The sequence below is a fragment of the Amygdalobacter indicium genome (assembly GCF_029101545.1).
GTDB lineage: Bacteria > Bacillota > Clostridia > Saccharofermentanales > Fastidiosipilaceae > Amygdalobacter > Amygdalobacter indicium.
Genome location: NZ_CP118866.1, coordinates 197,001 through 210,073, shown reverse-complemented (window position 1 = coordinate 210,073; position 13,073 = coordinate 197,001). Strand labels below are relative to the sequence as shown.

The 13,073-nt window shown below is 42.8% G+C and carries 14 protein-coding genes; all 14 read right to left on the bottom strand.

Features of this window, described 5'->3' with window-relative positions; translation table 11 throughout:
* Window positions 1-16: 16 nt before the first annotated feature.
* Window positions 17-1,810, bottom strand: coding sequence for an oleate hydratase (locus PYS60_RS00840; RefSeq protein WP_315569976.1), 1,794 nt, complete (start codon window positions 1,808-1,810; stop codon window positions 17-19).
* Between the two features lie 96 nt (window positions 1,811-1,906).
* Entirely contained in the window at window positions 1,907-2,497 is a 591-nt protein-coding gene (locus tag PYS60_RS00835) for a TetR/AcrR family transcriptional regulator C-terminal domain-containing protein (RefSeq protein WP_315569974.1), read from the bottom strand.
* A gap of 42 nt (window positions 2,498-2,539) precedes the next feature.
* Window positions 2,540-2,977 (bottom strand): hypothetical protein, encoded by a 438-nt coding sequence (locus tag PYS60_RS00830; protein WP_315569972.1) that lies wholly within the window; start codon window positions 2,975-2,977, stop codon window positions 2,540-2,542.
* A gap of 1 nt (window position 2,978) precedes the next feature.
* Complete coding sequence (locus PYS60_RS00825) at window positions 2,979-3,194, bottom strand: helix-turn-helix transcriptional regulator (protein ID WP_315569970.1); 216 nt, start codon at window positions 3,192-3,194, stop codon at window positions 2,979-2,981.
* Window positions 3,195-3,438: 244 nt separating this feature from the next.
* Window positions 3,439-3,891: a DUF3021 domain-containing protein gene (locus tag PYS60_RS00820; protein WP_315569968.1), complete on the bottom strand. Its 453-nt coding sequence runs from the start codon at window positions 3,889-3,891 to the stop codon at window positions 3,439-3,441.
* Window positions 3,888-4,349: a LytTR family DNA-binding domain-containing protein gene (locus tag PYS60_RS00815; RefSeq protein WP_315569966.1), complete on the bottom strand. Its 462-nt coding sequence runs from the start codon at window positions 4,347-4,349 to the stop codon at window positions 3,888-3,890. Before PYS60_RS00815 ends, PYS60_RS00820 begins: the two co-directional genes overlap by 4 nt.
* Before the next feature lie 201 nt (window positions 4,350-4,550).
* Entirely contained in the window at window positions 4,551-6,671 is a 2,121-nt protein-coding gene (locus PYS60_RS00810) for a leucine-rich repeat domain-containing protein (RefSeq protein WP_315569964.1), read from the bottom strand.
* 176 nt (window positions 6,672-6,847) lie between these two features.
* Window positions 6,848-7,642, bottom strand: coding sequence for a DUF4097 family beta strand repeat-containing protein (locus PYS60_RS00805; protein ID WP_315569962.1), 795 nt, complete (start codon window positions 7,640-7,642; stop codon window positions 6,848-6,850).
* A complete protein-coding gene (locus tag PYS60_RS00800; RefSeq protein ID WP_315569961.1) occupies window positions 7,639-8,259 on the bottom strand; it encodes a DUF1700 domain-containing protein in 621 nt (206 codons plus the stop codon). Before PYS60_RS00800 ends, PYS60_RS00805 begins: the two co-directional genes overlap by 4 nt.
* Window positions 8,252-8,572: a PadR family transcriptional regulator gene (locus PYS60_RS00795; protein ID WP_315569959.1), complete on the bottom strand. Its 321-nt coding sequence runs from the start codon at window positions 8,570-8,572 to the stop codon at window positions 8,252-8,254. The genes PYS60_RS00800 and PYS60_RS00795 overlap by 8 nt, the downstream gene beginning before the upstream one ends.
* 222 nt (window positions 8,573-8,794) lie before the next feature.
* Window positions 8,795-10,495: an InlB B-repeat-containing protein gene (locus tag PYS60_RS00790; protein ID WP_315569957.1), complete on the bottom strand. Its 1,701-nt coding sequence runs from the start codon at window positions 10,493-10,495 to the stop codon at window positions 8,795-8,797.
* Window positions 10,496-10,757: 262 nt separating this feature from the next.
* Complete coding sequence (locus PYS60_RS00785) at window positions 10,758-12,164, bottom strand: YcxB family protein (RefSeq protein WP_315569955.1); 1,407 nt, start codon at window positions 12,162-12,164, stop codon at window positions 10,758-10,760.
* Window positions 12,165-12,384: 220 nt separating this feature from the next.
* A complete protein-coding gene (locus PYS60_RS00780) occupies window positions 12,385-12,717 on the bottom strand; it encodes a hypothetical protein (RefSeq protein WP_315569953.1) in 333 nt (110 codons plus the stop codon).
* Window positions 12,717-13,061, bottom strand: a complete 345-nt coding sequence (locus PYS60_RS00775) for an EndoU domain-containing protein (protein ID WP_315569951.1) — start codon at window positions 13,059-13,061, stop codon at window positions 12,717-12,719. Before PYS60_RS00775 ends, PYS60_RS00780 begins: the two co-directional genes overlap by 1 nt.
* Window positions 13,062-13,073: the final 12 nt, after the last annotated feature.

The window sequence follows — 13,073 nt, the reverse complement described above, 5'->3', positions numbered from 1 at the left end:
CGCTACTGTAAGCAATTCAAATTATCTTAAAATCTCGCAGCATTTCTTCAACATCCGTACCCTTAATCATCCGCGCAAGCTTCAATTTTGCCAAGGGATTAAGCGGCAGCTTCGGTTTTTGCCCGTCCAGCAACGCCACTGTCGCATTCAACAGATATCTTAAATCGTAGCGGGAAGCGAAAACTTCCGGGACAGCTTTCTCCACCCCGCAAAGTACATAAACCGCTTCCATCGCCGTTCTACCGGAATATTCCGTCGTAAATACAGTGTCTCTCCCCGGCTTATCCAAAGTTTCGGCAAACTGCCCGATAAAAGCGAAATTAACCGCCCCATGCGGTACGACAAAAGGTCGATCACCGAATTTTCTGGGCATAAATTGCGCCGTAATATAAGGCATCATAACGGGAACTGCCGTACAACTTTCTGCAAGTTCGGCAATTTTATCTACCGGCACCCCGATATGATACAACCACTCGGCGGTAATCTCCTTGCCGGTACAATCACGCATTTTCTTTTTAACATAGTCACCCTCAACATTGGAAAACAAGCCGTACACCCAGACAGCCACATCATTTTTCGGCTGCTCCGGATACTGCCCCTGACGGTTTATCGTCCACGACATAAGCCAGGCAGAATCGACACAAGTCACTATGCCGCCTGTAACCACTTTACCGCCGTAAGGACTTCGCTTCGTTATTTTTTCAATGTATTTCGGCACGACGTCAGTATGACAAGTAATCGTGCAAGATTCCCAGTTGCTTTTCTCCACATCGGAGCAGAAAACTTCCGGATGCCCGAAATCATCGGACTTTTTCGCAATATTTTTCCACATTTCCCAGCAGCCGCCTTGCTCGCTGTTCAGCCGGGCCGGGGTATGGTCATCGCCGTAGCTGGAATTTTCCGTCATTGAACCGTTAGTAATAAACAGTAAATCATTTTCCGTCAAAGGAATCGACTTATCGTTGCCGTAATTATCCTCGGCTATAATTTTGCAGGCAACCTTCTTATTTCCCGCAAATTTAAAGTCGACATCCGTCACTTTAGTATTGTATTGAAATTTACAACCGTGATTTTCCAGGTACTTCACCATCGGTTTCACAATTGAATTATATTGGTCATAGCGGGTAAAGCGCAGCGCCGATAAATTGGTCAAGCCGCCGACGTGATGAATAAAACGGTTCAGATACAGTTTCATCTCCAACGCCGAATGCCAATTTTCAAAAGCGAACATCGTGCGCCAATAAGTCCAAAAATCGGAATGTAAAAGGCCGTCAGAAAAAACATCAGCAATCGTTTTGCCTTCCAGATATTCATCCTGAGTTATACAAAGTTTGACAATCTCCCGCACCTGCTCCTGTGTCAGATTGAACTTGCCGTCATCATAGCGTTTGCCCTGCTGCTGCGTAATCCGGCAATTACTGTAATTAGGATCATCATAATTCGTATAATAATAAGAATCCAAAATACTCATTTCCGGGTCTTCCGCACTGGGAATCGAGCTCCAAATATCCCACAAGCATTCAAAATGCTCACCCGTTTCCCGACCGCCTCTGGCCACATAGCCTCTTGTGCCCAGACACCGACCGTCAAGCGAACCGCCTGATATGTCCAGCTGCTCCAAAAAGGTAATCTTATTACCGGCCATATGTGCATCTCGAATCAGGAAACAGGCTGCCGTCAGCGCCGCAATACCCGTTCCTACCAGATATGCCCGCTTATTTTCAATTCCTTGCGGTTTTCTGGCTTTAACCAATCTTTGCAAATCACCGTTTGTCAGCTTCAATCTTTTATCATAAGTTTGCAGTATCATAATGTCCTCCTGAATAAGCCTAAAACTTCTTCCAAGTACATTAAATCACCTGCTGCCGCTAATAACCTCTACCAAAAGCAGCCGATTGCGTCAAATTTACTCAATTGTGCAACTTTGGGTAAATTCTTCCAACTTCTCGCTGCGTTTCAGCGACAACAAAATGTTGCCGTCCATCAATTTCCCGATTCTGCGCGTGATAACTTTCGGGTCAGTCTGCATATCGCCGGCCATCCATTGGATTAAAGCACTGCTTAAAGCGCATTGATAAAAATAAGCTATCAAGTTTATATCCGCCGCCTGTGCCGCGGTGGAGCGGGCAATTCGTCCGACATACAGACGCATAACTTCGCCGGCAAGAGAAAAAATATAATTTTCCAAGTCGAGCTTGTAGTCCGATTCGTAAAGATGTTTGACGCAAGTTTTATTATCCAGAATAAATTTAGCTGCCGAAATAAAACTTTCTTCCCAGGACAAAGTTTCATTGAACTCGGCGATGACTTTTTCCAGTTCCGCCGCAAAAATCTCCTTTATGACCTGAAAGAGATTTTCGTAATGATAGTAAAAAGTTTTTCTTTCTATATTGCAGCATTTCGCCAGTTCCGTTACCGTTACATTATGTAAGCTTCTTTGATTTAAGAGTTTGATCAGCTCTTGCACGATCAGCTCTTTCGTGTAGTTTCTCGCCACATCTCTACCTCTTTTTCACTTCTTTACAACTTGGAATGCCCTTTAATTCAAGTTGTTCCCGCCCGTACGTCGGAAATTATGCGCAATCAGTTGCTGCAAACGCTCCCGATTTCCTCGAAGTAAATAATTATTAAATGTAATTTCATAAGAATAAGTCTTCCCCAAATGATTGACGTTGATATTCACTTTATTACCTTTATCCTCAAAATTAAAGTCATAGACTTCCCGCCAGGGAATCAACAAAAAGGGGGCATTATCCGTAAAGCTCAATTCTTTCTCGTATATTCCTTTATCATCGAAATAGAGAACAAACGTTCTGCCGCTGTCTATCGCATAGAGCAAACTTGATAATAACCACCATTCCAGCAAGTCCTTGGCCACGCTATTACGTTTAACTGCCACAAGATAGTTGTCTGTTGTACCGAATTTTTCCCGGACCATATTGCAGACATCCGAGCTTTTAGTGAATAATTTCCCCATTTTATTTTTCCTCCTTAAATAGAAAAACTTCTTTGAAATCCCGTCCTAAAACTTGGCAAATTTTGTATGCCGTCTCCACCGTGGGGCTGATCGTCTTATTTTCATAAGCCATAATGGAGCGCCGTTTCAAGCCGACAGCTCGGGCCAATTTGTGTTGTGACAAGCCTAGAGCCTTCCTATATTCGCATATCTTATTGTCCACTTCCAATTCAGCCATGGAATCCCTCCTGTTTTCAGCTCTCTTTCGCCGCTCTGCGCCGTGCTGTGCCGAGCGGTAACGCGCCCGGTATTTTGGTTACATTTATAGTACCGTGTTACATTTATAGTACCAAAAAGGAATTTCAGTGTCAACAGCCCGGAGATCTATCTGCCCCCTTACTTTTAACAGCAAAAGCCGGATCCCGTCACCCGACGACATCCGGCCGAAAGCTCAAAACAACTACCGATTTTTGTCCTGCTGCTCAGCGTTCCTTAACCAGCTTGTTCAACTCTTTAACCCTCGTTCTGCAAATCCAATAATTAACCAACCAGACAAGCACAAAAACCAAAACAAAGATGCCCACAAACAACAGCGCGCCGCCTATAGAAGCTTGCATCCATCCCAAAAAGTACGCAATCGGGAACATCACAATGCAGGCAAGAGCAAAATAAACGGCAGTTTGTTGCAGAAGATTCCACTTCTCAATCCGCCAAATAATTGAGCCCACGGAAAAAAGCAGTCCGAGAAGCGCACACAAAAAAGTTTGCACAAGTACCGCATTCATCTCTCCGCCCATCCGCTCAATCAGCTGCGGGTGCACAGCGTAGTACGAACCGTCTCCGATCAAAAGAGAAACAATCAGACTAATTACACAGCCGATAAAAACACCGTCAATCACGCCTTTCCCCGCCAATTGCAACAACTCTTTTTTCATTTTTTATTTCCTCCTATTCCTAATAAATCCTTGATTTTTCCGACATACCGGCGGGAAACATAAGTCTCCCGGCCATTGGTCAACTTAACATAAATCGTTCCGGTAAAGCTGAAATCAAAACACTTTACTTTCTTCAAATTGATAATATCCGTGTTGGAAATTCTGGCAAACGCCTGATTATTAAGCATTTCTTCCACTTCGTACAAGCGTAGACGTAAGCAGAAATTGCCCGCGTCAGTTGCCGCATATACCTTACCCGCTTGAGTAAAAATTTGATAAATATCGGCAGGATCCAACACCGCCACCTCATCTTCCCGAAAACCGGCAATTACTTGCGCTTTCACCGCCGTATCCAGCTTAGCCATAATTCGGTTAACTTCATCCGAAATTTTATCAACCACAATTACAATTTTGGGTGTTTGACAGTCCGGATCTATCTTAACCTCAATTTGCATCATCTCACCTCCCTGCTGCATTTCACAAACACATTGTACAAAAGCTGCAAGCCCTATTTCCACACATTTTATCTAAGTGGTAATTATCGGCAGCTAAGTGGTAAAAATTGCCTCGCCGCCGCCTACAAAAAAGACCCCGACCATCAATTGACGGCCGAGGTCCTTTAACTTTAAAGTTTGACAGCTGAAGCTGCGCTTATCGCCTTATTTGCGGGAACGCAGAATTTCCAGTCCGACAAAAGCATATGCCAGAAGCGAAACGTATGTTACCGCGTTGGCTGCTTCTCCCGTTTTCGCTACTTTATGCGGACGGATTGAAGGTTGCTCGTTCACAGTTGAACCTGCAGGTGTCGTCGGGTCAACTGTCACTTGTCCCTTGGATTGCGACGGCTGCGGTTGGGGCGGTGTAGGCGGCTGCGGAACCGGAACTGTTTTTTTCGTATAAATTGCATATACGGTCAAATCTTCGCTGACAACAGTATCTACAGTGAAAGCCTTGCCCTGACCGTCTTGTTGCGTGTTCCACTCTTTGAATGTCAAGCCTTCTTCAGTCGGTGCAGCAGGCATAGCAGTCGCTGCTATTTTCTTGCCGGCTTCTACTTTAACTGTAGTTAACACGCTTCCGTCTTTTTTATTAAATTTAACTGTTTTCTGATTCTGTACCGGCGGTTGCGGCGGTGTTACGGGGTTCTTCGTATAGATTGCATACACAGTCAAATCTTCGCTGACAACAGTATCTGCAGTAAAAGCCTTGCCCTGACCGTCTTGTTGCGTGTTCCACTCTTTGAACGTCAAGCCTTCTTCAGCCGGAGCAGCGGGCATGGAAGCAGCTACTATTTTCTTACCCGTTTCTACTTTAACTGTAGTTAACGCGCTTCCGTCTTTTTTATTAAATGTAACTGTTTTCTGATTCTGTACCGGCGGTTGCGGCGGTTGCGGATCAGGATTTTGAGCATCATAGCTGATAGTAATAGTACCTGTGTAGCACATCTTATCATCGAAGATACCACCATATAAATCAGTAATCGATATCCCGTCAATATCATCATCACTGCTAAAATCAATCTTCACATCACCGGTATGCGGGAATTTATTGAGAATAAACTTGGCATTTTTTACTTCACCGTCAGATTTATTTGCATCCTGCACAGTAAATTTAAGCTTATCAGCATATTTCAGCGCAAGCGGTGTTTCTTTGGTATTTGATTTCAATTTAATAGTCTGATCATAAACATAAAATTCCGTTAAATTTTTCAATTCTTTTACAGGACTGATATCGCGGATGCAATTGGTATAGACATCAAGTTTAGCTAATTTCTTCAAACCCTTGAGTGCGTCAAGTTTTTCAATATTGTTGCTTGAGGCATCAAGTTCAGTTAAATTACTTAATCCCTTTAACGCAGCAACATCACTTATTTTATTGCTACCAACGTTTAATGTTGACAAAGTCACTAAATTGGCTAACGGCGTAATATCGGAAACGTTATTACCACTAACAGAAAGTGTATTAAGTTTAGTCAAATTTTTCAGCGTATCTATCTGCGTAATTTGATTGGTACCTAAATTAAGATTGGTAATATCGGTCAAGGCAGCAAGCGGTGTAATATCGGAAAATTTATTTTGCGCCAAATTAAGATCGGTAATATCGGTCAAAGCAGCAAGCGGCTTAATGTCGGAAATTTTATTGCTCGACAGATCAAGCTTGGTCAACTTGGTCAAACCGGCAAGCGGAGTTATATCGGTAACTCCATTACGTGCCAAACTCAAGTCAGTCAGTTCCGTTAAATTTTGCAGCGGCGTAATATCCTTAATTTGGTTATCGTTCAGTTGAAGGTCCTTCAAATTCTTCATCTGCGCCAACGGCGTAATGTCGGAAATTTTATTCTGAGCTAAATTAAGGACTGTTAATTTGGTCAAAGCTGCCAACGGCTGTATATCCTCAATCTGATTTTGATCAAGCTCAAGTTCCGTTAAATTCTTAAAATACTGCATACCTGTAAGATCTTTAATTTCATGGCTACCGAAAGTCAGACGATATGTATTTGTCACATCACCCGGTACCGGTCCCAACTTTTCCGCCTCCGCCGGCGTAATATCCTGCGCATCGGCTTTAATAATATGTCGATCTTTCATATACTGCAGCAATGAAGCCTTAAGTTTCTGATCCTTGAACTGAATCACAGTTTGGGCAGCAGGCGGGGTAACCTGCCCGGAAGCCTCACTGACGACAGGCGTTGCGCCCATACCTACACCCACAGATATCGCACACATACTCACACTGAGAAGCAGCGACAAAAATAAATTCGAATTCTTACTCCATTTCATAAGCAATTCTCCAATATAGCAAAACAATCTCTATGTACTCCTACGTACACGAACAGATTGTACTGCAGCAAAATTTGTCCTTTTTATACAAATTTTTTAACGTTTTATACTACATCGGATAAACCTTAAGTTAAAAGAGTCGCGTGGTGCAAGAAAATCCGGCCAAAAAGCATTGCTTACTTTTTAGGCACTCCCCGCAAATGGACCTCACCGATATTTGCTCTCACCTTAAATTCCACAGTTTCCTCCCCCTTACCGGCTTGGGTAAATTTCGAATCTATAACAGACTGGCCGAGTTGGACGTGCTTATCAATCATGTATGTCTTATCCGGATCATGCACCAAAGTGCCTTTTATACTACCGATACCGGCGTACAGCTGCATCTTTTCGTTAATCTCCAAATTACCCAAATCAATCTCCCCGATATTACTGTTCACGCTTAAATCTTTGAGGCGTAAATCATCAAGTTGAACCAAACCGGCATTCGCATTCACCTGTACTCTATCCAATATATGCGGCACTTCCAAAACAATACGGGAACCTTTTGTTGTTCGTTTGTTGCCGATTGTAATTTCGAACAGTGCAGAATCTTTTTTCTCATCTATTTCCTTAACTTGCAATTTGTTATTATGCTGCGATACTACAAGATTCCTTTTGTCCCCGGAATATCTCACATTGTAAGTATTAGAAGCCGACGGCCTGATTTCAACTGCCGCATTTTGCGCCTCAACCTCAACTTCATTCAAACCCGGGTTTATAGTATAAACATCCTCTTGGCCGAAAGTAGTGTCAGCAACACCTTTCAGAACCTCAGGGCCTATGTGCATATTGCCTATAATTTTATCCAACGGCAGCCGCTGCAACAAAGAATAGCCGCCTGCAGATAGAGAAATAACAATCAAAAATATACCGCCGGCGATCAGCATCCACGTAATCTGCTTATAGCTTCGCTTACTATCTTTTCTCATCATTTATGTTTCCTCACTTTCAATAAAATAACTAAATATAAATGCCTGACAGCGCTTGCAAGCCGTTCAGTCAAGCGCCAACCTGACCGAAGCAACAATGACGCCAGCCCCAAGCCGGTCAAACCGATGCCCAAAATCAGCCCGATTTCGGCAACAGTCGCTCCGCTTATAGCGAAAAGGCCGTACCAAAAAATGTTAGCTACAAAGACAACAAGTAGTATGACAAAAGTAAGCAGCAGCAAAAAGAATGCTAAGATAAAAATAAACACTATCGGCACCGAAATCAGTAACGCAACAACCAGAGGTATACTTACCGGCGCTGCCAAAATTCCCAATAATATCAGTAACCACCAATACCGGCTCTTATGAACTTTGATTTTAGCGTTGCTCTCTTCGGCCATGTTGCCGGCAGAAGCAACAATATTCTCGCTCAAAAGCTTACTCATAATCTCATTGGCAGCATCTTTCGGCGAGCCCAGTTCTCTTATACGTTCTGCCTCGCCCTCTTCCCCGACAGCGTCAAAACCTTCCTGAAAGTAATCTAAGGCATCCTGCAAATCTGCCGGCGGCAATTTACGCAAATATCTCGCCAACTCTTTCATATATTCTTCTCTATTCATTTTTGTCCTCCTTCCCGATAACAGCATCCAACTCATCCCGATACGTTTGCCACTCTGCCCTTAACATCTGCAGCCGTTTTTCTCCAACCGGTGTCAAATGATAATATTTGCGACGTCTGCCCTGAATTTCCTGCTCATAAGTCGTTAAATAATTACTACCTACAAGTCGCTTCAGTATCGGATATAAAGTCGATTCGTTGATATCGGCAACTTTTTTGACAAAGCGGCTGATCTCATAACCATATGAGTCGGCACGATCCACAACAGCTAAAATCATGCATTCAATCAATTGAGCCGAAACGCTATAGTACATTCATTGCTCTCCTTTGTGTATTATTTTTCTACATATAAATTCTATATATAGAATTTATACATATGTTAGTATCGCCGAGCACTTTTGTCAAGCACAAAGCTACTCCCTCTTGCAAGTGTAACTAAATTAAACAAAACGACCTCAGCTGTTTTCCGGCCGAGGTCGTCTATCTTGATATCGTGAACAATCCGCTGAAACGGAGCGGAGAATATCTACATCGCTTTAACTTTTTTTACGTAAACTCATAAGGGCAGCAAGTGCCAAACTTAACACTGCTGAAAATCCGCCGAAATAAGCCGATTCACCGGTTTTCGCCACTCTATGTTTTTCAGGCGGCAACTCCACAACAGGTTCAGTTTCAGGTGCCGGTTCTGTTAATGACGGTGTAGGCTGCTTCGGCTCAGGTTGCGGCGATTTGGGCTTAACAGTTACAGTCGCCGACTTCGTAACACTCGCCTTGCCTTTATCCGCAAGCGTGAACGTAATCGTATAAGTGCCGGGCTTGGTATTATCAAATCCACCCTTATCCACAAGCTTAACCTCATTCTTCAAATCTCCATCTTCCGGATCGTTCGCGGAAACTATCAAGCTCCGCAAATCAAATGCGTCGCCTGCCGTAATCGTCTTATCCTGTAATATCAGCGTCGGTGCAGCATTCACAACAGCAGCATTCCGATCATAAACGGCATATACAGTCATATCCGCACTAACAACAGTATCTTTTGTAAAAGCCTTGCCTTGACCGTCTTCCTGTGTATTCCACTCCTTGAAAGTATATCCGTCTTTAGACGGTGCCGCCGGCATCTTCTGTCCGGAAACACTGTTATTGCTTATACTTTTACCTTCCTCAACGTTGACTGCGGCATAACCGGTATCTTTGCCATTTACAAAAGTAATTTTGCAAATCTTAGTAATTTTGTAGGTAAACTTCGAAGTTGCAATTACCCTAGGATTACCATTATACATATCAAAAGATACACATTGACCATTAAGTGTTCCGGTTTTTGTCGCCACATATTTTCCGGCGTTATTCTTTTGGAAGTAAGATGATTGTTCAATTGGTACCAGATTACCGTTTTCTTCAAATCCTTCTATTGCAGAAATAACATAATTACCGCTGGCTTGCGTAAATGTAATAGGCCGCTTGTATTCTTCGCCTACTCCGATTGTGAAAGTTCCCAGATCCTGATTATCGAACGAAGCATCATTTTTATTAGGATCGGAGGATGGATGTAATTTATACTTACCCAAATTCTCTTTTACCACAATTTCCCTAATTTTGTTCCCTTGAAAAGCGACACTGCCAATTCCGGCAAGATAATACGGATTAGCATCTGTATCGTGCTCTTTGCCCTTGCCATCAAGCACGCCTTCAAACACCACTTTTTCAATTTCATTAGCAACAAATGCTGCGCTATGTATTGAAATGACATTTTTCGGAATAGTAAGAGTTCCCTTAATTTTGTTCCAGCCGAACGCACCGTATTCTATAATCTTAAGAGATTGCGGAAGCGTTACGCCCTCAATATAAGTCTCGCCGTCAATGTGTTTATGCTTATTCCCGACTTTGTCAGCCCGACCGGTAAAAGCACATTCATGAATTACCTCAATGCCCTCAGGAATCACAACATGATGATTTTTCTTAAGTTTCTCCTTGCCTTTGGCGCTAAGTCCGTCCACATACTCATTTACCGTCTGACCGGTCTCCGGATAATAAACATTTTTCCTGCCTCCGACAGTTTTTCCATCAGCAGAAATATTAAAATCGTCGCGTGTCCACACCGTCGAATCATCTTGAGCCTCGGAACTTGCGGCATAAGAAATTGTCGGCACAAAATTAATTGCCGGCGTCAACGTCGCCCACATACTCACACTTAAAATAACGGGTAACACGGTTTTTATCTTTACTTTATAGCATTTCATAAATATTCCATCTTTCCGGATCAGGTTCACATTTTCATATATTATCAAACCTATTCGCATAATTACTCACGCCATTATATCAGATTGACTGTTATAAAATCTTATATCCGGAATAACTGTATTATTCCTGTAATACTGTATATCCTCAGATGCGACCGCCTGTAGGCAAGGCTCAGAAACAAAATCAGCATTTTGCTCAAAATTTCAACAGCTTGCCCCCGGAGCATTCGCTACACGCTTAAAATCAGGGATTTTTCGGTTTTTACGGTTCTCCGGTAAGCTTCCGATATTCTTCGTTTCCGCTATCCGACCAGTCAACTTTACCGCTCTCTACTATGGCCCCGGTACTGTATTCATAAGCATAGGTATTCTGCATCTGAGCCTCACTCTGCGACCAACTGCCGTCTGAAGATTTTGCCGCCTTAAGCAGGACATAAAGACCGCAATTCCCATTCCGAGAATCTCTGTCATACTCCAGATAAGTAATATCCGCAGCACTTTCATGCAGGACAAAGTACATTCTTCCCTTAGCCGTATAACTCTCCTTAAAAGTAGATCCTTTCGCCGCAAAGTACTTATCAAATATCTTAAGCGCCGCATTTCGTTCCTTTTCTGCCTCTGAATTCCGCCGAGTGCTAGCGCTACCTGACCCGGACGCAGAAGAATTTTTAATCGGCTCCGTAGGCTTGGAGCTTGCATCTGTGCTTGTATCTGTGCTTTTAGTATCCATTCTGCGATACCACTCAGATTCACTGATTGTCGGATCCGTGTCGTTTAAATCGGTCATCGGCCGAAGATATCGCAGAAAAAACGCTCCTTCCGGCTGATAAAGATAATATTTAAAAGGCGCATACATATCATCCACGTGCTCTGTGTAAGTCCCATTATCATTTTGTTGCACCGGATATCTTAAAGCCAGGGACAAAACGTCCCCTATTCCAAGGCACAGGATAAGCAAACCGCAAAACAGAACGGACAGCACCTGCAGTATAATTCTTACCCAGGTCTTACGCACGTATGAAATATGATACAGATTCCGGGAAACACCTGCCAGAACTATCGTGATCATCCAGGCCAACGGCATTGCTGCACATATAACATATACCCAAGTCTGCAAAAGCCATTGTTTGGGCAAACGTTCCGCAGTCAGGCCGAAGAATGCCGTCAGCATACTGCTTAGTACATAAAAGCAGGAGAGAAAGGGTGCAATTTTGTCTTTTTCCCGTTGTTTTCCCTGACTGAGAAGGAATTTGTCACGCTCTCCATGATCTCGCGGCACGGGAAAAACACGATTCATTTCCGGTAACAAATAAATGTATTCTGTGCCCTCAACAATGCGATACAGTTCCGAATATCTTCTCGTCGCTACCGTATTCTTAGAATTCAACTTAAACGAGTCCTGATAGAAGACATACTGCCACTCTTCATCACCTTTCACATTTGCGCTTCGGAATTGAGTAAAGAGTGTGTGGCGCCAAATAAAAGGTAGGCCAACAAGGAGCAGAATTGCAGCACAATAGGTGAGTCGACCGAGAAGCTGCAGTCTATCAGCTGCCATAAAAGCAGTTCCGACAATCGTTAAAACGGCAAAGCTTGCCGCAATCATTTTCCGAACTTTCTGCTTATATAATTCCTTATTCAGCATGAGATAGTTTTCCCATGTCTGCATATAAGTTGCACAATATAGCGGTTTTTCCGCAGTCAACGAATCCGACATTTTTCTCTTCCTCTGTTACACTGACGATATTCTCTATTTTATATCCGAAATAGGAGTTAAAGGGCTTGAGCTTAAACAATGGTGCAAATAGTCTGCACTTTTACATTCTCCGGAAAATTCCAATTTGCACGCCAAAAGATACTCCAAGACCTTCTCTACAATCGTTTCTATTTTAGGCATCCGTATCCTCAAGAAAATCCTCGGCACACTCTACACAAAAGCCAATGTAATATTCTTTAGTTTCTTCAGGAAATTTTGCCATTAAGCTTTTATAACACTCTATAAGTTCTCTGCTTCGTGTCTTTTCAGCCAGATCCTCGATAATTTCACTAATCCAACTAAACTCATCTTCCGTACAATCATTTTTTAAGTACTTGATAGTAGATGGTATATCTTCAGACAATATTTCAACTTCTTCCTTCCAACACATTTCTAGTCCATAATCATATTCATCATGCGTTTCATCACGTCTTTTAAGCACTTCTCTAAATTTTTGTACATCCATTATCTTTTACCTCTTTTCTTACGTGGTTGATTGGAATCGGGAAAGATTGTGCCGATTTGGCCGTGTGTTCGTATAACTCCCACACGCACGCCTTTCCAATTACCGAATACGATAACTCCATCTTTCACATGCTTGTTCCCTTTTAAGTTGGCAACATGTTCACCTGCATGTTTAATGTCCTTGGTCGTCCAATGCGTAGGAAACCAAGATTGATATATACCCTCACGTTTCTTTTTGTTCCAATGCTTGGGCACATATCCAACCCTTACGCCGTTGGGATACGTTTTCACAATATGATACTCAATGCCGTATTTATCCAGCTCCTTAAGTCTGTCCGTGCCCACCGGATTTTAATC

Excerpts from the sequence above, each read along its gene's own strand:
- PYS60_RS00840 (WP_315569976.1), bottom strand. The coding sequence starts at position 1,810 with ATGATACTGCAAACTTATGATAAAAGATTGAAGCTGACAAACGGTGAT.
- PYS60_RS00830 (WP_315569972.1), bottom strand. The coding sequence starts at position 2,977 with ATGGGGAAATTATTCACTAAAAGCTCGGATGTCTGCAATATGGTCCGG.
- PYS60_RS00825 (WP_315569970.1), bottom strand. The coding sequence starts at position 3,194 with ATGGCTGAATTGGAAGTGGACAATAAGATATGCGAATATAGGAAGGCT.
- PYS60_RS00820 (WP_315569968.1), bottom strand. The coding sequence starts at position 3,891 with ATGAAAAAAGAGTTGTTGCAATTGGCGGGGAAAGGCGTGATTGACGGT.
- PYS60_RS00815 (WP_315569966.1), bottom strand. The coding sequence starts at position 4,349 with ATGATGCAAATTGAGGTTAAGATAGATCCGGACTGTCAAACACCCAAA.
- PYS60_RS00810 (WP_315569964.1), bottom strand. The coding sequence starts at position 6,671 with ATGAAATGGAGTAAGAATTCGAATTTATTTTTGTCGCTGCTTCTCAGT.
- PYS60_RS00805 (WP_315569962.1), bottom strand. The coding sequence starts at position 7,642 with ATGATGAGAAAAGATAGTAAGCGAAGCTATAAGCAGATTACGTGGATG.
- PYS60_RS00800 (WP_315569961.1), bottom strand. The coding sequence starts at position 8,259 with ATGAATAGAGAAGAATATATGAAAGAGTTGGCGAGATATTTGCGTAAA.
- PYS60_RS00795 (WP_315569959.1), bottom strand. The coding sequence starts at position 8,572 with ATGTACTATAGCGTTTCGGCTCAATTGATTGAATGCATGATTTTAGCT.
- PYS60_RS00790 (WP_315569957.1), bottom strand. The coding sequence starts at position 10,495 with ATGAAATGCTATAAAGTAAAGATAAAAACCGTGTTACCCGTTATTTTA.
- PYS60_RS00785 (WP_315569955.1), bottom strand. The coding sequence starts at position 12,164 with ATGCAGACATGGGAAAACTATCTCATGCTGAATAAGGAATTATATAAG.
- PYS60_RS00780 (WP_315569953.1), bottom strand. The coding sequence starts at position 12,717 with ATGGATGTACAAAAATTTAGAGAAGTGCTTAAAAGACGTGATGAAACG.